The 19,553-nt window shown below is 68.7% G+C and carries 22 protein-coding genes and 1 pseudogene; 14 read left to right on the forward strand and 9 right to left on the reverse strand.

Translation table 11 applies throughout. The features are described from left to right. From VKG81_RS14555 to VKG81_RS14565, 3 genes are all read left to right on the forward strand, one after another. A partial coding sequence (locus tag VKG81_RS14555; RefSeq protein WP_324397064.1) for a class I SAM-dependent methyltransferase occupies positions 1-855 on the forward strand: 855 nt, incomplete at its 5' end. A 140-nt stretch (positions 856-995) separates the two neighbouring features. Then, entirely contained in the window at positions 996-1,394 is a 399-nt protein-coding gene (locus VKG81_RS14560) for a hypothetical protein (protein ID WP_324397066.1), read from the forward strand. Positions 1,395-1,433: 39 nt separating this feature from the next. After that, entirely contained in the window at positions 1,434-1,919 is a 486-nt protein-coding gene (locus tag VKG81_RS14565) for an SRPBCC family protein (protein ID WP_324397068.1), read from the forward strand. A 31-nt stretch (positions 1,920-1,950) separates the two neighbouring features. Here the strand turns inward: VKG81_RS14565 and VKG81_RS14570 are convergent, their stop codons facing one another. Both VKG81_RS14570 and VKG81_RS14575 read right to left on the reverse strand, forming a co-directional pair. Then, positions 1,951-2,400 (reverse strand): SRPBCC family protein, encoded by a 450-nt coding sequence (locus tag VKG81_RS14570; RefSeq protein ID WP_324397070.1) that lies wholly within the window; start codon positions 2,398-2,400, stop codon positions 1,951-1,953. Between the two features lie 70 nt (positions 2,401-2,470). After that, entirely contained in the window at positions 2,471-2,725 is a 255-nt protein-coding gene (locus VKG81_RS14575; protein ID WP_324397072.1) for a hypothetical protein, read from the reverse strand. A gap of 168 nt (positions 2,726-2,893) precedes the next feature. Here VKG81_RS14575 and VKG81_RS14580 point away from each other — a divergent pair, with 168 nt between their 5' ends. The 4 genes from VKG81_RS14580 (at position 2,894) to VKG81_RS14595 (ending at position 5,180) form a co-directional block, all read left to right on the forward strand. Next, entirely contained in the window at positions 2,894-3,625 is a 732-nt protein-coding gene (locus tag VKG81_RS14580) for a Clp protease N-terminal domain-containing protein (protein ID WP_324397074.1), read from the forward strand. Positions 3,626-3,635: 10 nt separating this feature from the next. After that, positions 3,636-4,064: a PPOX class F420-dependent oxidoreductase gene (locus tag VKG81_RS14585; RefSeq protein WP_324397076.1), complete on the forward strand. Its 429-nt coding sequence runs from the start codon at positions 3,636-3,638 to the stop codon at positions 4,062-4,064. A 64-nt stretch (positions 4,065-4,128) separates the two neighbouring features. Continuing rightward, positions 4,129-4,641 (forward strand): hypothetical protein, encoded by a 513-nt coding sequence (locus tag VKG81_RS14590; RefSeq protein ID WP_324397077.1) that lies wholly within the window; start codon positions 4,129-4,131, stop codon positions 4,639-4,641. Between the two features lie 8 nt (positions 4,642-4,649). Next, positions 4,650-5,180: a GNAT family N-acetyltransferase gene (locus tag VKG81_RS14595; protein ID WP_324397079.1), complete on the forward strand. Its 531-nt coding sequence runs from the start codon at positions 4,650-4,652 to the stop codon at positions 5,178-5,180. Positions 5,181-5,184: 4 nt separating this feature from the next. On the opposite strand, the gene zapE is transcribed toward VKG81_RS14595, so the two are convergent. Next, positions 5,185-6,228 carry a cell division protein ZapE gene (gene zapE / locus VKG81_RS14600; protein ID WP_324397080.1) on the reverse strand — a complete coding sequence of 348 codons (1,044 nt, stop codon included), beginning with the start codon at positions 6,226-6,228 and terminating at the stop codon, positions 5,185-5,187. A gap of 34 nt (positions 6,229-6,262) precedes the next feature. Between zapE and VKG81_RS14605 the strand changes: the two genes are divergently transcribed. The 4 genes from VKG81_RS14605 to msrB are packed head-to-tail and all read left to right on the forward strand — an operon-like array spanning position 6,263 to position 10,375. Beyond that, positions 6,263-7,036: a pyrimidine reductase family protein gene (locus VKG81_RS14605; protein WP_414685284.1), complete on the forward strand. Its 774-nt coding sequence runs from the start codon at positions 6,263-6,265 to the stop codon at positions 7,034-7,036. Between the two features lie 23 nt (positions 7,037-7,059). Continuing rightward, complete coding sequence (locus VKG81_RS14610) at positions 7,060-8,622, forward strand: alpha/beta fold hydrolase (RefSeq protein ID WP_324397082.1); 1,563 nt, start codon at positions 7,060-7,062, stop codon at positions 8,620-8,622. 20 nt (positions 8,623-8,642) lie between these two features. Continuing rightward, positions 8,643-9,953 carry an arabinofuranan 3-O-arabinosyltransferase gene (gene aftC, locus VKG81_RS14615; protein WP_324397084.1) on the forward strand — a complete coding sequence of 437 codons (1,311 nt, stop codon included), beginning with the start codon at positions 8,643-8,645 and terminating at the stop codon, positions 9,951-9,953. Next, complete coding sequence (gene msrB / locus VKG81_RS14620; RefSeq protein ID WP_324397086.1) at positions 9,950-10,375, forward strand: peptide-methionine (R)-S-oxide reductase MsrB; 426 nt, start codon at positions 9,950-9,952, stop codon at positions 10,373-10,375. Before aftC ends, msrB begins: the two co-directional genes overlap by 4 nt. A gap of 24 nt (positions 10,376-10,399) precedes the next feature. Here msrB and hemQ read toward each other — a convergent pair whose 3' ends face one another. The 3 genes from hemQ to hemE are packed head-to-tail and all read right to left on the reverse strand — an operon-like array spanning position 10,400 to position 13,498. Next, positions 10,400-11,095, reverse strand: a complete 696-nt coding sequence (hemQ, locus tag VKG81_RS14625) for a hydrogen peroxide-dependent heme synthase (RefSeq protein WP_324397089.1) — start codon at positions 11,093-11,095, stop codon at positions 10,400-10,402. Positions 11,096-11,099: 4 nt separating this feature from the next. Then, positions 11,100-12,455, reverse strand: a complete 1,356-nt coding sequence (locus VKG81_RS14630) for a protoporphyrinogen oxidase (protein ID WP_324397090.1) — start codon at positions 12,453-12,455, stop codon at positions 11,100-11,102. Next, positions 12,452-13,498: a uroporphyrinogen decarboxylase gene (gene hemE / locus VKG81_RS14635; protein WP_324397092.1), complete on the reverse strand. Its 1,047-nt coding sequence runs from the start codon at positions 13,496-13,498 to the stop codon at positions 12,452-12,454. Before hemE ends, VKG81_RS14630 begins: the two co-directional genes overlap by 4 nt. 78 nt (positions 13,499-13,576) lie before the next feature. Here hemE and VKG81_RS14640 point away from each other — a divergent pair, with 78 nt between their 5' ends. Then, positions 13,577-14,158 carry a DUF3000 domain-containing protein gene (locus tag VKG81_RS14640; protein ID WP_324397094.1) on the forward strand — a complete coding sequence of 194 codons (582 nt, stop codon included), beginning with the start codon at positions 13,577-13,579 and terminating at the stop codon, positions 14,156-14,158. A 1-nt stretch (position 14,159) separates the two neighbouring features. Further along, complete coding sequence (locus VKG81_RS14645) at positions 14,160-15,401, forward strand: ribonuclease D (RefSeq protein WP_324397096.1); 1,242 nt, start codon at positions 14,160-14,162, stop codon at positions 15,399-15,401. Positions 15,402-15,419: 18 nt separating this feature from the next. On the opposite strand, the gene dxs is transcribed toward VKG81_RS14645, so the two are convergent. The 3 genes and pseudogenes from dxs to VKG81_RS14660 all read right to left on the reverse strand — a co-directional run. Further along, the gene (gene dxs / locus VKG81_RS14650; protein WP_324397098.1) at positions 15,420-17,333 is read right to left on the reverse strand and encodes a 1-deoxy-D-xylulose-5-phosphate synthase; all 1,914 of its coding nucleotides are present in this window, start codon (positions 17,331-17,333) and stop codon (positions 15,420-15,422) included. 31 nt (positions 17,334-17,364) lie between these two features. Then, complete coding sequence (locus tag VKG81_RS14655; RefSeq protein ID WP_324397100.1) at positions 17,365-18,579, reverse strand: class I SAM-dependent RNA methyltransferase; 1,215 nt, start codon at positions 18,577-18,579, stop codon at positions 17,365-17,367. Between the two features lie 59 nt (positions 18,580-18,638). Then, positions 18,639-18,743 (reverse strand): annotated as a pseudogene (locus tag VKG81_RS14660) (hypothetical protein); the annotation flags it as partial. Positions 18,744-18,872: 129 nt separating this feature from the next. Between VKG81_RS14660 and VKG81_RS14665 the strand changes: the two are divergent. After that, positions 18,873-19,547: a TrkA family potassium uptake protein gene (locus VKG81_RS14665; RefSeq protein WP_324397102.1), complete on the forward strand. Its 675-nt coding sequence runs from the start codon at positions 18,873-18,875 to the stop codon at positions 19,545-19,547. Positions 19,548-19,553 lie beyond the last annotated feature (6 nt).

Consider the following 19,553-nt stretch of genomic DNA (forward strand, 5'->3'; position numbering starts at 1 on the left):
GCGAGGGCCAGAGCCACCAACGCCGACGCCCCACTGATCGACGACCCCTTCGCCGAACCGCTCGTCCGCGCCGTGGGGGTCGACTTCTTTACCCGCTGGGCCACCCGTGAACTGCAGCCCGCCGACGTCGACGACCCGAACGCGTCGTGGGGCATGCAGCCGATGACGAATTTGTTGGCGGCCCGCACCCGCTACTTCGATGCGTTCTTCCGCGACGCGGCACAGGCAGGCATCCGTCAGGCGGTCATCCTGGCATCCGGCCTCGACGCGCGCGGGTATCGGCTGCCATGGCCGCCCGCGATGGTCGTGTTCGAGATCGACCAGCCACAGGTGATCGAGTTCAAGACCGCGACGCTTGCCGAACTCGGCGCGGAACCGACCGCCGACCTGCGGGCTATTCCGATAGATCTGCGCCACGACTGGCCCACTGCCCTTCGTCAGGCCGGTTTCGACCCCGGCCGGCCGACTGCCTGGATAGCCGAGGGTCTGCTGGGGTTCCTTCCTCCGGAGGCCCAGGACCGGCTGCTGGACGACATCACCGAACTCAGCGCCGACGGCAGCCGGCTCGCATCCGAAACCTTCAACAATCCAGCCGATCTCGACCCCGCACAAGCTGAGGAGGCGATCCGCCAGGCGACGCGGGGCTGGCGAGAGCACGGGTTCGACCTCGAAATCTGGGACCTCGGATTTCCCGGCGACCGCAACGACGTCGCCGCCTACCTGGACGCCCACGGGTGGCGTTCGGTCGGCACGACGATCGCACAGCTCTTGGCCGACAACGGCCTTCCCGCGGCGCCGGTCAACGACGGGGCCTTCGGACAGGCCGTTTACCATACCTCGGTGCTGGAGCGCTAGCGACCCTTGGCGACCCTTTGTCGCTAGCGACCCTTGGTCGCTAGGCCCACCCCCGCCCAGCCCATCATCGGGATTCTTCTTTGTGGCCCGCGCCACAAACGCTAGGCTTTGCCGGGGCCAAGGTGCATGGAGGGTGGGACATGATTCGTCAACTGTTCATCGCCGGGGCGATCGCAGGGGCTGCCATCAGCACGGCCCCGGCCGCCGCCGCCGACAACGGCCATTACACCAGCGACGTGCCGGGGATGAACTACGACGCCGCGCTTGGTGCGCCTTGCGAAAACACGGACCGGTTCGTGTTCGGACGGGGCCCCGGGGGTGAAGCCCTGGCATGTCACTGGATCCCCAACCAGTGGCCACCCGTCTACACAGGATTCTGGGTCGTGTCGTACCCGCTGTACGGGGTCCAGCAGATCGGCGCATCATGCCCCGGTCCCCAGACGGCGGCACAAGCCCCAGACGGCCGTCCCCTGCTCTGCCTGGGAGATCAGGGATGGCAAGCCGGAACATTGACCGGCAACGGATTCTTCCCCGGGTAGTTCTTTCCTAGCCCGGCGACCGAGCGGCTGCGAGGCCTGATGAGCGAACGCATTGAAACCCAGCGCACCATCGCGGCACCCGCCGCCGACATCTTCGCGGTGCTGTGTGACCCACAGGGCCACGTCGCGATCGACTCGACGGGCATGCTGCAGGACGCCGACGGCGATCCGGTGCGCGGCGTCGGCGACGGCTTCGTCGTCCACATGGACCGCGAGTCGCTCAACGACTTTCCGCAACTGGGAAAGTACGACGTCACCGTCACCATCCGCGAATTCGAACCGGACCGGCTGATCTCCTGGACCATCCTCGGCCAGATCCGCCCGCAGATCGGCCATGTTTACGGCTACCGGCTCGAGCCAACCGACCACGGCGCGGCCACGCTCGTCACGTCGTTTTACGACTGGTCCGACATCGACCCGACGTGGCGGGAGGCCGGCATCTTCCCGGTTGTGTCCGAAGGCGCCCTGCGCGCAACACTGGGCATTCTCGATCGGACCGTCCGTCGTGGCTATCCACCCGGTTGAGCGCGGACTAGCGGACTAGCGGACTAGCGGACTAGTTGTCGACGTCGCTGGGCTCGCGTGCGTCGGCGAGTTGCTCGAGGCGCCAGAGGCACTCCCGGTTGCGAACGTTTATGGCGAGCTGCGCCAAGCGATCGGGAAGCAGATTGATCGGCCCCTCGGCAGGCACCTCGCTCATTTCGACCCGGCACCCGCCGGGAATGTCGCTGAGGCGCAGGGTAACGCGCGCGGCCCCGACCGGTCCCATCTTGGCGAGCAAGACGATTTCCTGCAGTGGCACACACGCCAGTGAGACGGTCTCGTCGTCGATCACAAACGGCCAGACACCGATGGAGTGCTTGATCCTCGTGCCCGGCGAAGGCCAGCCGTGGTCAACGGCACGCATCCGGCTGTTCCCGACTACCCATTGCGAATAGGTCCACCCGTCGGAGATCACATTCCAGACGCTCTGGGGAGGCGCGGACATGTCACGGCTCACTGTCATGAATCGCGGATACCCGCTACCGCGGACGCTGACGCCCGCCGCCTTGGTCTAGCTGCGTCGTGAACCTGTGTCAGCCACCACCGACCGGGAAGCACCAGCTCATCGGCACGAACGGCACCGGCGCGCCGATACACATGCTGGCCGGTCCCGCCGGTGGTGGCGGCGGTGCCGGTGGCGGTCCCGCCGGGACGCAGGTGTCGGAGCCTGGATCCAACACCGTGCCCGCGCCGCACACGGTTGCTCCACCCACCCCCGGCGATACGAACGTGACGAACGCGAGCGGCGCAAGCGCGACCGCGATGACAATTGCCAGACGATGAATCATGCCCCTCATCGCAGGCCTCCCTCGGATCTTCCCCGACCTCGGCGTATGCCAAATCTTATGACTGGCTGGCAACCAAATTCACGGTTTTTGACTATCGCGCAGACACCGCTCTCCAGGTCGCGTCAACCCACAGTTGACGCCCTCATTCCGTCAACCTACAGTTGACGCATGACGCCCACCCCGATCGGCTATCCCGTCCGCCTGGATGACCTGATCATTGCGATCAAGACGGTCAACACCGATGCGCTGGACCAGCTCGCCGACGCCGTCCTGGCCGCCGAGCACCTCGGCGAAGTCGCCGACCACCTGATCGGCCACTTCGTCGACCAGGCCCGCCGCTCGGGTGCGTCATGGACCGAGATCGGCAAGAGCATGGGAGTCACCAAGCAGGCCGCGCAGAAGAGGTTCGTACCCAAGGCTGAAACCTCCGCTTTCGACCCCGACCAGGGGTTCGCCCGATTCACCCCGCGGGGACGCAACGCGGTGGTCAGCGCGCAAAACGCCGCCCACGACGCCGGCAACAGCGAGATCACCCCGGCGCACCTGTTATTGGCCTTGCTGAGCGATCCGGCATCCTTGGCAGTCAGGCTGATCCAGGACCAAGGCGCCGAGATCGAATCGATCCGCGCCGCGGTGCAGCTGCCACCCCACCAGGAGGACGTGCCTGCACTGGTCCCGTTCAGCGGCCCGGCACGCAAGATACTGGAGCTGACGTTTCGCGAGGCGCTTCGGTTGGGCCACCACTACATCGGCACCGAACACATCCTGCTCGCCATGCTCGAAGCCGAGGGCGACGACGGCACGCTGCACCGGCTCGGCATCGGAAAGGCCGCAGTGGAGGCCGGCTTGGCCGATGCGCTCAAATCCATCGCCGAGGGGCTGAGCCGCCCCCCGGCGTAGGGTTCGGCTCATGAGACTGGACCACTACGCGCGGGCGCTGATCGGACACGGTGCCGATGCCACCTTGGTCACCCTCAACCCCGACGGCAGCCCACAGGTGAGCGTCGTCTGGATCGCGCTGCAGACCACACCGGAGGGCGACGACGAGATCGTCACCGCGCACCTCGGTGAACACAAGAAGGTCCGCAACGTCCGCCGTGACCCGCGCGTCGCGCTGACCGTCATCTCCCTCGACCGCAGCGGCACGATGACGCCTTACCTGTCGATCACCGGCACTGCCCGCGTCGAGGAGGGCGGCGCACCCGAACTGCTCGCTGAGCTGGCCAAGACGATGATCGGACCGAACGCGAAGTTCCCGCCGATGGACGACCCGCCGCCGGGCCATCTGACACGCATCGCGATCGACAAGGTCGGCGGCGTGGGGCCCTGGGTTCATTGACACCCGACCCTTACCGCAGCGACCCCGCCTATGCCATCATGCGGACACAGCCAAGGAGGGGATGATGCGCCGCTGCCTGATGGGTCTGATCGTCGTGATAGCCGGTGTCGGCACACTCCTCGCCCCGTCCGCGTCCGCCGTCGATGCTCCGACCGGGCACCTCGGCGACACACTGCGGGTCAACGACCCCGACAACAAGTTCATCGCTGACGTCACCGTCGTCAGCATGGACCCGTCGGACGTCCCGCCCGGATTCGGCTATGGGCCGCGGTGGCCCAACGTCCGGGTCTACCGGGCGAACGTGGTCGTGCACCCGTTGCAGGTGCCCAGCCCGTACTACCTGTCCACTATCTTCTCGTTCAACGGGGTGACGCTGACCGGCGATGCGTACCTGCCGAAAAACACCGACGCTCCCGACGCGCTCCAGTATTCGCTGCTGAACGCGCCGCAGGGTGCGACCGTCGCCGGCGGTGTCTGGTGGGACTGCTACCGCGACCTGCCGTCCAGTGTGGTGCTGGTCGACCGTAAGACGGGCTTCCACCTGGCGCAGTGGAACATCACCGAGGCGCTGCCGTAATAGCCGTCATGGCTGTGCACGTTGCGGTGGCCGACATCGCCGAGACCGAGGAACTGGCCGCCGTGGCCGCGCGCACGTTCCCCCTGGCATGCCCGCCCTCCTCGACAGCGGAGAACGTCGCGGCGTTCATCGAGACCAACCTCTCCCCCGCGCGGTTCGCCGACTACCTCGCCGATCCCGACCGGGTGATCCTCACCGCTCACGACAACGGCCGAATCGTCGGCTACGCCATGCTGATTCGGGGAATCATCCACGACGCCGACGTCCAGCGGGCCGTTCGTGTCCGCCCCACCGTCGAGCTGTCGAAGATGTACGTGCTGCCCGGCAGCCACGGCGCGGGCGTCTCGGCGGCGCTCATGGAGAGCGCCCTGACGCATGCGAACGACATGGCGGCCAAAAGCGTGTGGCTCGGAGTGAACCAGCAAAACAGGCGGGCACAGCGCTTTTACGCCAAACACGGCTTTACGATCAGCGGCACCAAGACCTTTCGCGTGGGCGAGCACGTTGAGAACGACTACGTGATGGTGCGCGGGCTGTGACGAATCAGGCCACGCCGGCCGTGCCCGCACTGGTCAACGCCAGCAGCCGCGACGTGGCACGCAGATACTTCTTTCTGAATCCCCCGGCCAGCATCTCGTCGCTGAAGATCGCATCGAGCTTCTCGCCCGACGCCACCACTGGAATCCCCGCGTCGTACAGCCGGTCGGTCAGTGCGACCAGCCGCAGTGCGACGTTCTGGTCCTCGATGCGGTGGACCGCCGTCACGAACACCGCAGCCACGCCCTCGATCAGCGACAGGTAGCGCGACGGGTGCATCGTCGCCAGGTGAGCGCACAGCGTGTCGAAGTCGTCGATTGTCGCACCCTCGATCTCGTCGGCACGCCGGCGGACTTCCTCGTCGGTCAGCGGTTCCGGCGCGGGCGGCATGCCGCGGTGCCGATAGTCGGGGCCGTCGATGCGGACTGTCGTGAAAATATCTGCCAGCGTGTGGATTTCGCGCAGGAAGTCCGCAGCGGCGAAACGTCCTTCGCCCAGCTGCTCCGGTAGCGTGTTCGACGTCGCAGCCAGCGACACGCCGCGCGCGACCAGCTCGGAGAGCAGCCGCGACACCAGCACGGTGTTGCCCGGATCGTCGAGCTCGAACTCGTCGATGCAGACCACGGTGTAGTCGGCCAGCATGTCGATGCACTCGACGTAGCCGAACACACCGGCGAGCTGGGTCAGCTCGCCGAATGTGGCGAACGCCTTGGGATGCGCCGGGTCCTCGGGCAGCGCGAAGTAAAGCGATGCCAGCAGGTGCGTCTTGCCGACGCCGAAACCGCCGTCAAGGTAGATCCCCTCGCCGGGCTGGACCGCGGTCCTGCCGAACAACCGCTTCCTGCCGGCCCGGCGCTGCACCGCCAGCTCGCCGAACTCGCGGGTGGATCGCACGGCTGCGGCCTGACTCGGTTCGGCCGGATCAGGGTGATAGCTCTCGAAACTCACTCCCGCGAACGTGGGCGGCGGCACCAGCTGGGCGATGAGCCGTTTCGACGACACCGTGGGATGCCGATCGACAAGGTGGGCGACATTGTCGGGGCGGCTCATGCTCGCACTGTAGCGACGTGCTGAAATCGTGGCTGTGACCGAGGAGGACGCCGCGACGCGCTTCACACTGCTGGGGCCGGTCCGCGAGGTCGATGTCGCGGAGCTGGCGCAGCTTTACGAGTATCCGGGCGAGCTGTCGCGCTGCTTTGTGCGGGCCAACATGATCGCGAGCCTGGACGGCGCCGCCACCGTCGACGGCCGCGCGGGCGGCCTTGCCGGACCGGGCGACCGGGTCCTCTTCAAGGTCATGCGCGAAGTGGCCGACGTCGTGCTTGTCGGCGCCGGCACCGTCCGCGCCGAGAACTACTCCGGGGCCCAGCTGTCCGTTCCCGCCCGGCAGCGCCGCCAGGGCCGCGGGCAACGCGAGGTGCCGCCGATCGCGGTGATCACCGCCTCCGGTGCGTTGGAGCCGGACAGCAGGCTGTTCGTGCGCACGGAAACGCCGCCGCTGATCTTCACCGCCGGCGCGTCGTTCGTGGCCACTTGCGACCGGCTGCACGGCCGCGCGGAGGTGATCGACGCCTCGACCACCGATCCCGTCGTCGTCGACCTGGCCGTGGTGCTGGCCGGGCTCGCTCAGCGCGGCCTGCATCGCGTGTTGTGCGAGGGCGGCCCGACGCTGCTCGGGCAGATCATCGCGGCGGATTTGCTTGATCAGCTGGCGTTGACGCTGGCGCCGCTGCTGGTCGCCGGCGGCGCCAAGCGTATCGGGGTCTGCGGGTCATCCGCGCTGACCCGGGTCGGTGCGTCGCACATCCTGACCGACGTGGACGGCTACCTCTACCAGCTCTTTTCCCGGGGTGCCTGAAATCAGTGGCTACTCTGGGCAGCATGCCTTCGCCGCGCCGGACCGCCGTCACGGTCGTCGCGGTGACCGTGACCGCTTTGCTGGCGGGGTGCGCGCCCGGGCTCGCCGCGAACCCGCGCTACGCGACGAACTCCGATCGCATCGCCCGTCCTGCTACGTCGGCACCGAAACCGAGCGGCCCGCCGCCCGTCGAGGCTCCCAAGAACGACCTGGCCTGGCGGGATTGCACGTCGAAGGTGTTCGGCGACGCCGCCTCCCCGCCACCCGCGGGGGTGATGCTCGACTGCGCGACCTATGACGCCGACCTCGACCCGATCAACGGCGCCACCGGCACGTTGAGCATCGGCGTGGTCCGCGCCCGTTCGCCCGAGACGCCGCCGGGCGCCGGCCCGCTGGTGTTCACGACCGGATCCGACATGCCGTCGTCGCTGCAGCTGCCGGTCTGGCTGTCGCGGGCCGGCGCCGACGTGCTGCGCAGCCACCCGGTCGTCGCGGTGGACCGTCGCGGCATGGGGATGTCGGCGGCCCTGGACTGCCGCGACCCCTCCGATCGGGCGGAGATGCAGAACCAGGCGCAGTTCGCGTCGGGTGACGATCCCGTCGCCAACCTCGGCCAGATCACGATGACCGCGACGACGAACTGCACCGACGCGATCGCGCCCGGTGACTCTGCCTACGACAACTCCCACGCCGCCGAGGACATCGAGAAGCTGCGCAGCACCTGGGACGTTCCTGCGCTGGCGCTGATGGGCATCGGCAACGGCGCCCAGGTCGCCTTGGCCTACGCCGGTCTGCACCCGAACAGGGTGGCCCGGCTGATCCTCGACTCGCCGCTTCCCAATGGCGTCCCCGCCGAGGCGGCAGCCGAGCAGCAGGTGAAGGGTGAGCAGGCGGCGCTCGAGGCGTTTGCGACGCAGTGCGTGGCCGTGAATTGCCCGCTGGGACCCGACCCGAAGGGGGCGATCGACGCGATGCTCGCGGACGCCCGCGCCGGCCATGGTCCCGGCGGCGCGTCGGTGGCCGCGGTCGCCGACGCGGTCAGCACGGCACTCGCCTACCCCCACGGCGACCGGGTGTCGAGCACCAACGCGCTGGCGGGCGCCGTTGCGTCCGCGCGGTCCGGCGACGCCAACCAACTGAACAACCTGATCAACCAGGCCGAATCGCTGCGCCAGACCGACGGGCAATTCGTCAACAGCTGCAGCGACTCGCTCAACCGGCCCACCCCCGACCGTGTCCGCGAGCTCGTCGTCGCGTGGGGCAAGCTGTATCCCGAGTTCGGCGCCGTCGGCGCAATGAACCTCGTCAAGTGCCTGAACTGGCCCAGCGGCAACGCCCCGCCCGACCCGAAGAGCCTCAAGGTCAACGCGTTGCTGCTAGGCGGCCAGTACGACCCGGTGGTCGGCTCCGACGGCGTCAGCGCGGTGTCGGCCGCGGTCATCAACGCCGGCGTGGCCAGCAGGCGGGTGGTGTGGCAGGGCATCGGCCACGGCGTCGCCATCTACGCGCCCTGTGCGGTGCCACCGCTGATCGGCTACCTGGACAGCGGCAACCTGCCGCCCACAGACACCTACTGCCCCGCCTGATCTCGGCGCTTCCGCGGGCGGTGTACGGTGCGCTCGTGACGCCACCAGATACCCGCAGCGGCTCGGTCCGCAGCGCCGTCTTGACCTGGTTCCGTCCCAGGACCAGCCCGCCCGGCACGTCTTATGTGCTGCGGTCGATCCTGTGGCCGATCGCGATCATGTTCGTGATCCACCGCAGCTACGTGCTGGCCACCAACGGGTACATCACCGACGACTTCGGGCCGGTGTACCGCGCGGTGATCAACTTCAAGCGCGGCTGGGCCATCTACAACGAGCACCTCGACTACGTCGACCCGCACTACCTGTATCCGCCCGGCGGGACACTGCTGATGGCCCCGTTCGGCTACCTGCCCGTCGACGCGTCGCGGTACTGGTTCATCTTCATCAACACGATCGCGATCATCGTCGCCGGCTACCTTCTGCTCCGGCTGTTCGGGTTCGGGATCACGTCGGTGGCCGCGCCCGCGTTGCTCGCCGCGATGTTCTGCACCGAGACCGTCGTCAACACACTCGTATTCACCAACATCAACGGATGCGTCCTGCTACTGGAGGTGCTGTTCTTCCGGTGGCTGCTCGATGGAAAGATCGGCCACCAGTGGTGGGCCGGTGTCGCGATCGGGTTGACGCTCGTCGTCAAGCCGCTGCTGGCACCGCTGTTGTTGCTTCCATTGCTCAACAGGCAGTGGCGGGCCCTGGTAACCGCGATCGCGGTGCCGGTGGCGTTCAACCTGGCGGCATGGCCGTTGATCGCCGACCCGATGAACTTCTTCAAGCGCACGCTGCCGTACATCCTGGGCACCCGCGACTACTTCAACAGCTCGATCCTGGGTAACGGCGTCTACTACGGGTTGCCGATGTGGCTGATTGTGTTCCTGCGCCTGTTGTTCACCGCGCTGGCCGTTGGCGCGCTGTGGCTGCTTTACCGCTACTACCGCACCCGCGATCCGCTGTTCTGGATGGCGACCTCGTCCGGCGTGCTGCTGGTGTGGTCGTGGCTGGTGCTGTCACTCGGACAGGCTTACTACTCGATGATGCTGTTCCCGTTCTTGATGACGGTGGTGCTGCCTAACTCGGTGATCCGCAACTGGCCGTCGTGGTTGGCGATCTACGGTTTCTTGACGGCGGACCGGTGGTTACTCGGGCACTGGCCCACCACCGGGCGTGCGGCGGAATACCTGAAGGTGACGTGGGGTTGGTCGCTGCTGCTGGTCGTCGTGTTCTGCGTGCTGTATTTTCGCTACCTCGACGCCAGGGCGGAGAACCGGCTTGACGCCGGCATCGACCCGCCGTGGATGACGCCCCGGGAGCAGCGGGCTAGCGTGAACGCATGACGTCACCGCGGCCCAAACTCGAACTGACCGACGACGAATGGCGTGAAAAGCTCACTCCGCAGGAGTTCGCGGTGTTACGCCGAGCCGGCACCGAGCGCCCGTTCACCGGGGAATACACCGACACCACCACGGAGGGTGTGTACCAGTGCCGGGCCTGTGGTGCCGAGTTGTTCCGCAGCACCGAGAAGTTCGAATCCCATTGCGGCTGGCCGTCATTCTTCGACCCCGCGCGTTCGGAGGCGGTGATTCTGCGACCCGACGATTCGCTTGGCACGCACCGCGTCGAGGTCCTGTGCGCCAACTGCCACAGCCATCTCGGCCATGTGTTCTCCGGCGAGGGCTACCCCACCCCGACCGACCAGCGCTACTGCATCAATTCGATCTCGCTGCGGATGATCCCCACCCCGCTGACCCCGACATAGCATTCCACGCGGCGGTTTCGCGAATCACGGGAGCCGCTCGACGAGTTGTTCGACGGGCACCCGGGGACCGGTGAAGAACGGCGTCTCCGCGCGGGTGTGGCGACGCGCTTCGGTGGCGCGGAGTTCGCGCATCAGGTCGACGATGCGGTGCAGCTCGGGTGCTTCGAACGCCAGGATCCACTCGTAGTCCCCGAGGGCGAACGCCGGCACCGTGTTGGCGCGCACATCCTTGTAGCCTCGCGCGGCCATGCCGTGTTCGGCGAGCATCCGGCGACGGTCCTCGCCGGGCAACAAGTACCAGTCCAGTGATCGCACGAACGGATACACGCAAACGTAGTTGCCGGGCTCCTCGCCGGCCAGGAACGCAGGTATGTGGCTCTTGTTGAACTCGGCCGGCCGGTGCAGGGCCACGCTGCTCCACACTGGATTACTCGCGCGCCCCAGCATGGTGGTGCGACGGAAGTCTTCGTAGGTGGCCTGCAGCGCCTCGACCCGGTCGGCATGGGTCCAGAGCATGAAATCGGCGTCGGCCCGCAAGCCCGCCACGTCGTAGAGCCCGCGCACCACGACGCCGTTGTCCTCCTGCTGCTTGAGGAACGTCGCCGTCTCCCCGACCACCGCACCACGGTCCTCGGCGAGAGCCCCGGGCCGCACCGCGAACACCGAAAACATCAGGTAGCGCACCGAGGCGTTGAGGGCGTTGTAATCCAATCGGGCCATACAGCTATCGTGCCACGGGCGACGTGGCCAGCAAGGCGGCCGCGGCGGTGCCCGACGCGATGCATGCCGGCACCCCGATGCCGTCGAGGTAGTTGCCGGCGAGGGCAAGTGTGTTCGGCAGGTTGCCCCGGATCGCGGCGACGAGTTGCCCGTGGCCCGGCCCGTACTGCGGCATCGCGTCGATCCAGCGCTGCACGTGGGATTCGATCGGATCGACGGCAACGCCGAAAACGGTCGCCATGTCCTCGATCGCCCATTCCAGCAGCTGCTCGTCGCTGGCCGTGCGGGCCAAGTCGTCGCCGAAGCGCCCGAAGCTCAGCCGTAGCAGCTGCGTTGCGCCGCTGCCGCCCCACTTGCGGCTGGATAGCGTAATTGCCTTGGCGTGCAACGCCTCTCCGCTTGCGATGAGCACGCCTGACCGGTCGGGCAGCGGCGTGCCGGGTGGCACCGCGAGTGCCACGACGACCGATGAGGCGACCGGGATCCGCCCTGTGGCCGCAGCCGCAGCCGGCGCGAACTCGGCTAGCAGCGGCCCCAAGCGCGGCGCCGGCACCGCGAGAACCGCGGCGTCGGCGTGCCAGGCGTTGCCGCCGTCGTCGTGCAGTTGCCAGCCGCCGGACTCGGGCCGCAGCGATGTGATCGCGGTGGCGACCCGGTAGGCGCCGCTGCGCCGCGAGAGCTCGTCGACGAGCACCTGGTAGCCGCCGCCCACCGCACGGAACACCGGCCCGGCGCTCGGCGCCGGCAGCGCCTCCCTGGCGGCTTCGGTGAGACTGCGCGCGCCGCGGTCGAGTGCGCCCGCCACACCGGGCGCCGCCGAGCGCAGGCCGATCGTTGCTGCCGATCCCGCATAAACCCCGGCCAGCAGCGGATCCACCGAGCGGGCGACCACCTGCGCGCCGAAGCGGTCAGCCACCACGTCGGCGACCGCGGGATCGGCGCCGGTCGCCCAGGTCAACGGACGGGTGGGCTCCGAGGCGGCATACGCCAGGGTCGCGTCGTCGACAAGTCCGCTCAGCGACTCCGCCCGGGTCGGAATCCCGTTCACCGTGCCGGCGGGCAGTGGATGCAACCGGCCATCGGCATAGATCAGCGGCCGTACCCCGGTCGTGTCGACTTGCGTATCGGCCATCCCCAGTTCCGCGAGCAGGGCAGGTACCTCGGGCCGGCGCGCGACGAACGCCTCCGCGCCGACGTCTATCGGCTGGCCGGCCAGCCGGATCGTGCGCAGGATGCCGCCGAGCCGGTCGGCCGGGTCGAACAGCGTGATGTGCGCTTGATCACCGGCCACCACCCGCAGCCGGTAGGCGGCGCTTAGACCCGAAATCCCACCGCCTACAACGCAATACGAGCGGATCACAGGGAGTGCACCAGTGCCACCACTTCGGTGAGGATGTCGGGATCGGAATCGGGCAGCACACCGTGGCCGAGGTTGAAGATGTGCCCGCCGGCACCCGCGTCCACAGCGCGGCGGCCGTCGTCGACGACCCGACGCGTTTCAGCCTCGACGACGGGCCATCCGGCCAGCAGGACCACGGGGTCCAGGTTGCCCTGCAGCGCCCTGCCCGCTTCGACACGGGCCGCCGCGTCCACCAGCGACGTGCGCCAGTCGACGCCGACCACCGTCGCACCCGCCGCGGACATCGCGCCCAGCAGTTCGGCGGTGCCGACCCCGAAGTGCGTCATCGGAATCCCGGCGCTCGCCAGCGCGCCGAACACCCGCGCACTGTGCGGCAGCACGTGGTGGCGGTAGTCCGCCAGCGACAACGTGCCGGCCCACGAATCGAAGACCTGCAGCGCATCGACGCCGGCGTCGATCTGAACCTGCAGGAACGCGATCGTCAGGTCGGCCAGCGCCGTCATCAGGGCATGCCATGTCTGCGGTTCGCCGAGCATCATCGCCTTCGTGCGTTCGTGGTGCTTGCTCGGGCCGCCCTCCACCAGGTACGAGGCCAGGGTGAACGGCGCGCCGGCGAACCCGATCAGCGGCACGTCGCCGAGTTCGCCCACCAGCATGCTTACGGCCTCACCTACCGATGAGACCTGCTCGGGCGCAAGCTTTTTCAGGTCCCTGACGTCGGAGGCGGTGCGTACCGGATCGTCGATGACCGGTCCGACATCGGCAACGATGTCCAGCGCGATGCCGGCCGCGCGCAGCGGCACCACGATGTCTGAGAACAGGATCGCGGCGTCGACGTCGTGGCGGCGTACCGGCTGAAGAGTGATCTCGCAGACCAGCTCGGGGTTGAAGCACGCAGCCAGCATGCTGTGCCGGGCGCGCAGGGCGCGGTATTCGGGCAACGACCGACCGGCCTGCCGCATGAACCACACCGGCGCCCGTTGTGGTTTGCGGCCGGTCGCCGCAGCCAGATAAGGGGCTTCGGGCAGGTCGCGGCGGTTCATCTCCCCTCCCATGCTGCCATGCGGGCAATTGTCGGCGCGCCTTCGGCCGAGTCCGGGCAAATGGGCTAGCGTCCAAGGGTGACCTCCGGTGAGCCGGCTCCGTTCCGTGCGGCCGTGACGGCGATGAATGCTGCCGTCGTGCGTCCGGAGATCGAACTCGGGCCGATCCGGCCGCCGCAGCGGCTGGCGCCGTACAGCTACGCCCTGGGCGCTGAAGTGCGCCACCCGGAGACCGACATCGTTCCCGAGCGGTCCGAGGGCGACGCGTTCGGGCGCCTGATCCTGTTGTACGACCCCGAGGGCGCCGAAGCATGGGACGGGACGATGCGGCTGGTCGCCTACATCCAGGCCGACCTCGATGCCAGCGAGGCCGTCGATCCGCTGCTGCCGGAAGTGGCGTGGAGCTGGCTGGTGGACGCGCTCGAGTCCCGGCCGGGTCAGGTGACGGCCCTCGGCGGCACCGTGACCGCCACCACATCGGTGCGCTACGGCGACATCGCCGGCCCGCCGCGCGCGCACCAAATCGAACTGCGCGCGTCGTGGACCGCGCTCACCCCCGACCTGGAGGCTCACGTCCAGGCGTTCTGCGAGGTGCTCGAGCGCGCGGCGGGCCTGCCGCCGGTGGGGGTGACCGACCTCGGTTCGCGGTCCCGCGCTTGAGATGACGGCCGAGGCACCAGAGCCCGACGCGTCACCGGAACCTGAGCCGACGCCGCTGCTGCAGCCAGCCGACGGGGTACCCGAGCTGACCATCTACGACGACCAAATCGCTGCCGCCGCAGACCGTCTGGCCGCCGGACACGGGCCGTTCGCGGTCGACGCCGAACGGGCGTCCGGATTTCGGTATTCAGGGCGGGCCTACCTGATCCAGATCCGCCGGGCGGGCGCGGGCACCGTGCTGCTGGACCCCGTCAGTGGCGGTGGGGATCCGGTGGTGTCGCTGCGCCCGATCGCTGACGTCCTGGCCGGCGGCGAATGGATTCTGCACGCGGCCGACCAGGACCTGCCCTGCCTGGCCGAGGTCGGCATGCGACCGGCGGCGCTGTATGACACCGAGTTGGCGGGCCGGCTGGCGGGCTACGACCGCGTGAACCTCGCCGCGATGGTGCAGCGGCTGCTCGGGCTGGGCCTGGCAAAGGGGCACGGCGCGGCGGACTGGTCCAAGCGGCCGCTGCCGCAGGCGTGGCTGAACTACGCCGCGCTCGATGTCGAGGTGCTTATCGACTTGCGGGACGCGGTCGCCGCGGTGCTCGCCGGGCAGGGTAAGACGCAGTGGGCCGCTCAGGAGTTCGAGCACCTGCGTACGCTGCCTGCGACTCCGACACGGCGGGACCGATGGCGACGGACGTCGGGCATCCACAAGGTTCGCGACGCTCGCGGGCTGGCGGAGGTGCGTGAACTCTGGACGACGCGTGACCAGATCGCGCGTCGCCGCGACATCGCGCCCGGCCGCATCCTGCCCGACTCTGCAATCATCGACGCCGCACTCGCTGACCCGGGCACCGTCGAGGATCTGACGGCTCTGCCGGTGTTCGGCGGCTCGCGGCAGCGTCGCAACGCCGACCTGTGGCTGGCCGCGCTGGCGCGGGGACGGGACAACCCGGAGCCACCCACGCCCCCGGATCCGCAGAACGGGCCGCCGCCGGTGGCTCGTTGGAGCCGTCGCAAACCGGAGGCGGCCGCCCGGTTAGAAGCTTCGCGCGCAGCGCTGACCGAGGTGTCCGAACAGGTTCACGTGCCCACCGAAAATCTCCTCGCGCCCGATCTGCTGCGCCGGCTGTGTTGGGAATGGGAGGGTGCCGACGACATCCCCGAAGCAATCGAGGCATTCGTTCGTGACCGGGGTGCGCGGCCGTGGCAGCGCGAGTTGGTAGTGCCGGTGCTCGCGCAGGCGCTGGCGTAACGGGACCTGACGCCGGAGCTAGTCGACCTGCTCCCGGAGGTCGGCGTCAGCGTCGACCGTGCCGAGCGCGGCGATCCATCCCGTGATCTGCCGCGCCACGTCCTGATCGGTGAGACCGACGTCGGTGAGCACTTCCTTCCGCGACGCCTGGGCCAGGAATTGCTGGGGTATCCCGATGTCGCGGCAGGGCACGTCAACCTCGGCGCGCCGCAGAGCCGCCGAAACCGCCGACCCGACGCCGCCGCGCACTCCGTGGTCTTCGAGCGTGACGACGAGCTTGTGGGATGCCCCGAGGTCGCGTATCGCGTCGGGCACGGGTAGCACCCACCGCGGGTCGACCACTGTCACACCGATGCCCTGATCACGCAGCCGCTCCGCGACGGCCAGCGCCATCGCGGACAGCGGGCCGACCGCCACCAGCAGCACCTCGTCGGACAGACCGGTAGCCGGAACCGCCAGCACGTCGACGCCGTCAAGGCGCTTCAGCGCCGGAATATCTTCGCCGACATCGCCTTTGGGGAACCGAATGGCCGTCGGGCCGTCGTTGACGTCGAGTGCCTCGCCGAGTTCCTCCCGCAATCGGGTCGCGTCCCGCGGCGCGGCGACCCGAATCCCGGGCACGATGCCCAGCATCGACAGGTCCCACATGCCGTTGTGGCTCGCGCCGTCGTTCCCGGTGATCCCGGCCCGGTCGAGCACCATCGTGACCGGCAGCTTGTGCAGCGCGACGTCCATCATGATCTGGTCGAAGGCCCGGTTCAGAAAGGTCGAGTAGATCGCGACCACCGGGTGAAGGCCCCCCATGGCCAGACCGGCCGCGGACGTCATCGCGTGCTGTTCGGCGATGCCGACGTCGAACAGTCGGTCCGGGAACCGCTCCCCGAACACACTCAAACCTGTCGGCCCCGGCATCGCGGCCGTGATCGCGACGATGTCCCGGCGCTTGGCACCGTAAGCGACGAGCGCCTCGGAGAACGCCGATGTCCAGCCCGGCCCCGCCACGGCGGTGGCCATCCCGGTCAGCGGGTCGATCACCCCGGTGGAGTGCATCTGCTCCGCCTCGTCGTTCTCAGCCGGCGGGTAGCCCATGCCCTTACGGGTGACCATGTGGACGATCACCGGCGCCCTGAAGCCGCGGGCGTGGCGCAGCGCCGCCTCCACCGCGTGTTCGTCGTGGCCGTCGATCGGGCCGACGTACTTGAGGCCGAGATCGGTGAACAGCACTTGCGGTGCCAGCGCATCCTTGATGCCGACCTTGACGCTGTGCACGGCGTGATAGCACAGTTCGCCGATCACGGGGATGCCGCGGATGGCACGCCGGCCGCTGTCCAGCAGCCGCTCGTAGCCCGGCTGCAGCCGCAGTCCGGCCATGTGATCGGCGAAGCCGCCTATGGTCGGCGCGTAGCTGCGGCCGTTGTCGTTTACGACGATCACGATTGGCCTGCCCGCGGCGGCGATGTTGTTCAGCGCCTCCCAGCACATCCCGCCGGTCAGCGCGCCATCGCCGACGATCGCCACAACGTGGCGATTACGGTGGCCGGTCAGCTCGAACGCCTTCGCCAGCCCGTCGGCGTAGGACAGCGCCGACGACGCGTGGCTTGACTCCACCCAGTCGTGCTCGCTTTCGCCGCGGCACGGATAGCCGGACAGGCCGCCCTTCTTGCGCAGCGTGTCGAAGTCCTGGCACCGACCCGTCAGCATCTTGTGCACATAGGCCTGGTGGCCGGTGTCGAAAATGATCGGGTCGTACGGCGAATCGAACACCCGGTGCAACGCCAGCGTGAGCTCGACCACACCGAGGTTGGGCCCCAGATGACCGCCGGTAGCAGCCACTTTGTGGATCAGGAACTGCCGTATCTCCCCGGCGAGCTCACTCAGCTGCGTTTGAGAAAGGCGCTGCAGATCTGCGGGACCGCGGATCTGTTCAAGCATCCAGTCAGTGTAGCCACCGCGCCGCGAACCGCTACCGAGCGAGCACCGCGACACATTCGACATGGTGGGTCAGCGGAAACGAGTCGAACACGCGCAGCACCTCGACGCCAAACCCGTGCCCGAGGTATAGGCCGACGTCCCTGGCGAACGAAGCCGCATCGCAGCCGATGTGGATCACCCTGGGCACGCCGGTGCCGGAAAGCAAACCGATGACTTCACGCCCGGCCCCAGATCGCGGTGGGTCTAGGACGGCGACGTCGGCGCCGCGCCGCTGGGCGCCCAGCATCCGGCGCACCGAGTCGTTGACGACATGCACCTGCGGGTCGTCGGCCAGTGCCTGGCGCGCCGCCTTCGACGCCGCACGCGACGTGTCGACGCTGACCACTCCCCCGCGATGACCGACCGCGTCCGCCAGTACCGCCGCGAACAGCCCCGCGCCGCCGTACAGGTCCCACGCGGTCATGCCGGGCGTCAACCGCGCCCACCCGCCCACCAGGTCGCTGTACACCCGCGCCGCGTCTCGGTGCGCCTGCCAGAAGCCCGTCACCGGGACATGCCACCGCCGCTGACCCACACGCTGCGGCGCGAAGTAGTTGCCCTCGACGACCTCTGGGCGGCCGCCCCGGTCACGGGGACCGGTGCGCACGACGTGGCGGTCGCCAACATCGTCAATAACGATGTGTAGCTCGGCACCCGGCGGCCAGCCCCGGTCGCCGACGCCGGAGAGCATGCCTGTCGGCAGCTGCGCACAGTTGAGGTCGGTGACCAGCTCGGCACTGTGGTAGCGGTGAAATCCGGGCCGCCCGGCTGCTTCGCCGGGGCCGTGCACTGCCAGCCGCACCCGCGTCCGCCATCCGGTGGCTTCCACGGAGCCGATGCGTTCGGCCCGTGGCCCGCCTTCGGGAGCCCAGTGGTAGCCGCCGAGGCGAGCCAACTGATTGGCCACCACCTCACCCTTGAGCACGCGGGCGGCCGTCGGCTCGACGAACGCCAGGTCGCAGCAGCCGGCGCCATCGGGCCCGGCGATCGGGCACAGCGGCGCGATCCGCTGGTCGGATGGTTCGAGGATCTCCACGGCTTCGGCATGCCAGTACGAGCCGCGTTCGCCGGTGACGCGGACCCGCACCCGCTCACCGGGCAGCGCATATCGGACGAACACCACCCGGCCCTCGTGCCGCGCCACGCAACTACCGCCGTTGGCGGCGGGGCCGACGGTCAGGATCACTTCCCCGCTAGCGGAAGGCACCCCTGCGCCGGTCACTCCGGGAAGCCGCGCCGAGCGTCGCCCGGCGCGCCGTGCGGCTTCGCCACCGATGACACCGCGTCGGATGCGAAGACCGGCAGCGCGATCCGCTTCGGCAGCGGCCGGCCGATCAGCAGGCGGCGCGTGGCAGTGGATGACGTGGACACGACTGCCAACACTATGCCCACGGCAAGCGTGGCTGTACCGTGGTCCGGGCAGTTTCAGGCCGGGGCGAACCGCTTTTGTTCGCAGGTCCCGGGTCGCCGCGCTGCCGCCCGCGTGGAAAGGACGCAACGTTGCGCGTAGTGGTGATGGGCTGCGGACGAGTGGGCGCATCCCTGGCCGACAGCCTCTCCCGGATCGGCCACGACGTGGCCATCATCGACCGAGACTCCACCGCGTTCCACCGGTTGTCCCCCGATTTCTCCGGCGAGCGCGTGCTCGGGATGGGCTTCGACCGCGACGTGTTGCTGCGCGCCGGCATCGGGGAAGCACGGGCGTTCGCCGCGGTGTCCTCCGGCGACAACTCCAACATCATCTCCGCACGGGTGGCCCGCGAGACGTTCGGTGTGGGGCGGGTGGTGGCACGAATCTACGACGCCAAACGCGCCGCGGTGTATGAGCGCCTCGGCATCCCGACAGTCGCCACTGTGCCGTGGACCACCGACCGGCTCCTCAATGTGCTGCTGAGGGAAAGCGAGACCACCAAGTGGCGTGACCCGTCGGGCAACGTGGGTGTCGCCGAGGTCGCACTGCACCAGGACTGGATCGGCCACCGGGCGACCGAACTGGAGGCCGCGACGGGCGCGAGGGTGGCGTTCATGATCCGGTTCGGTGCCGGTCTGCTGCCCGATCCGAAGACGGTCATCCAGGCCGGCGACCAGGTCTACGTCGCCGCGATCGCGGGCCATATCGCCGAGGCGCTCGCCATCGCGGCGCTGCCGCCGAGTGAGGACGTCGAGGAACGATGACGGCCG

It is taken from the genome of Mycobacterium sp. (assembly GCF_035314905.1).
Classification (GTDB): domain Bacteria; phylum Actinomycetota; class Actinomycetes; order Mycobacteriales; family Mycobacteriaceae; genus Mycobacterium.

Coding starts and splice junctions, on each gene's coding strand:
- VKG81_RS14590 (WP_324397077.1), top strand. CDS start 4,129: ATGCGCCGCTGCCTGATGGGTCTGATCGTCGTGATAGCCGGTGTCGGC.
- VKG81_RS14595 (WP_324397079.1), top strand. CDS start 4,650: ATGGCTGTGCACGTTGCGGTGGCCGACATCGCCGAGACCGAGGAACTG.
- VKG81_RS14570 (WP_324397070.1), bottom strand. CDS start 2,400: ATGACAGTGAGCCGTGACATGTCCGCGCCTCCCCAGAGCGTCTGGAAT.
- hemQ (WP_324397089.1), bottom strand. CDS start 11,095: ATGGCCCGATTGGATTACAACGCCCTCAACGCCTCGGTGCGCTACCTG.
- VKG81_RS14575 (WP_324397072.1), bottom strand. CDS start 2,725: ATGATTCATCGTCTGGCAATTGTCATCGCGGTCGCGCTTGCGCCGCTC.
- hemE (WP_324397092.1), bottom strand. CDS start 13,498: ATGAACCGCCGCGACCTGCCCGAAGCCCCTTATCTGGCTGCGGCGACC.
- msrB (WP_324397086.1), top strand. CDS start 9,950: ATGACGTCACCGCGGCCCAAACTCGAACTGACCGACGACGAATGGCGT.
- VKG81_RS14565 (WP_324397068.1), top strand. CDS start 1,434: ATGAGCGAACGCATTGAAACCCAGCGCACCATCGCGGCACCCGCCGCC.
- VKG81_RS14645 (WP_324397096.1), top strand. CDS start 14,160: ATGACGGCCGAGGCACCAGAGCCCGACGCGTCACCGGAACCTGAGCCG.
- VKG81_RS14585 (WP_324397076.1), top strand. CDS start 3,636: ATGAGACTGGACCACTACGCGCGGGCGCTGATCGGACACGGTGCCGAT.
- VKG81_RS14610 (WP_324397082.1), top strand. CDS start 7,060: ATGCCTTCGCCGCGCCGGACCGCCGTCACGGTCGTCGCGGTGACCGTG.
- VKG81_RS14580 (WP_324397074.1), top strand. CDS start 2,894: ATGACGCCCACCCCGATCGGCTATCCCGTCCGCCTGGATGACCTGATC.
- VKG81_RS14560 (WP_324397066.1), top strand. CDS start 996: ATGATTCGTCAACTGTTCATCGCCGGGGCGATCGCAGGGGCTGCCATC.
- zapE (WP_324397080.1), bottom strand. CDS start 6,228: ATGAGCCGCCCCGACAATGTCGCCCACCTTGTCGATCGGCATCCCACG.
- dxs (WP_324397098.1), bottom strand. CDS start 17,333: ATGCTTGAACAGATCCGCGGTCCCGCAGATCTGCAGCGCCTTTCTCAA.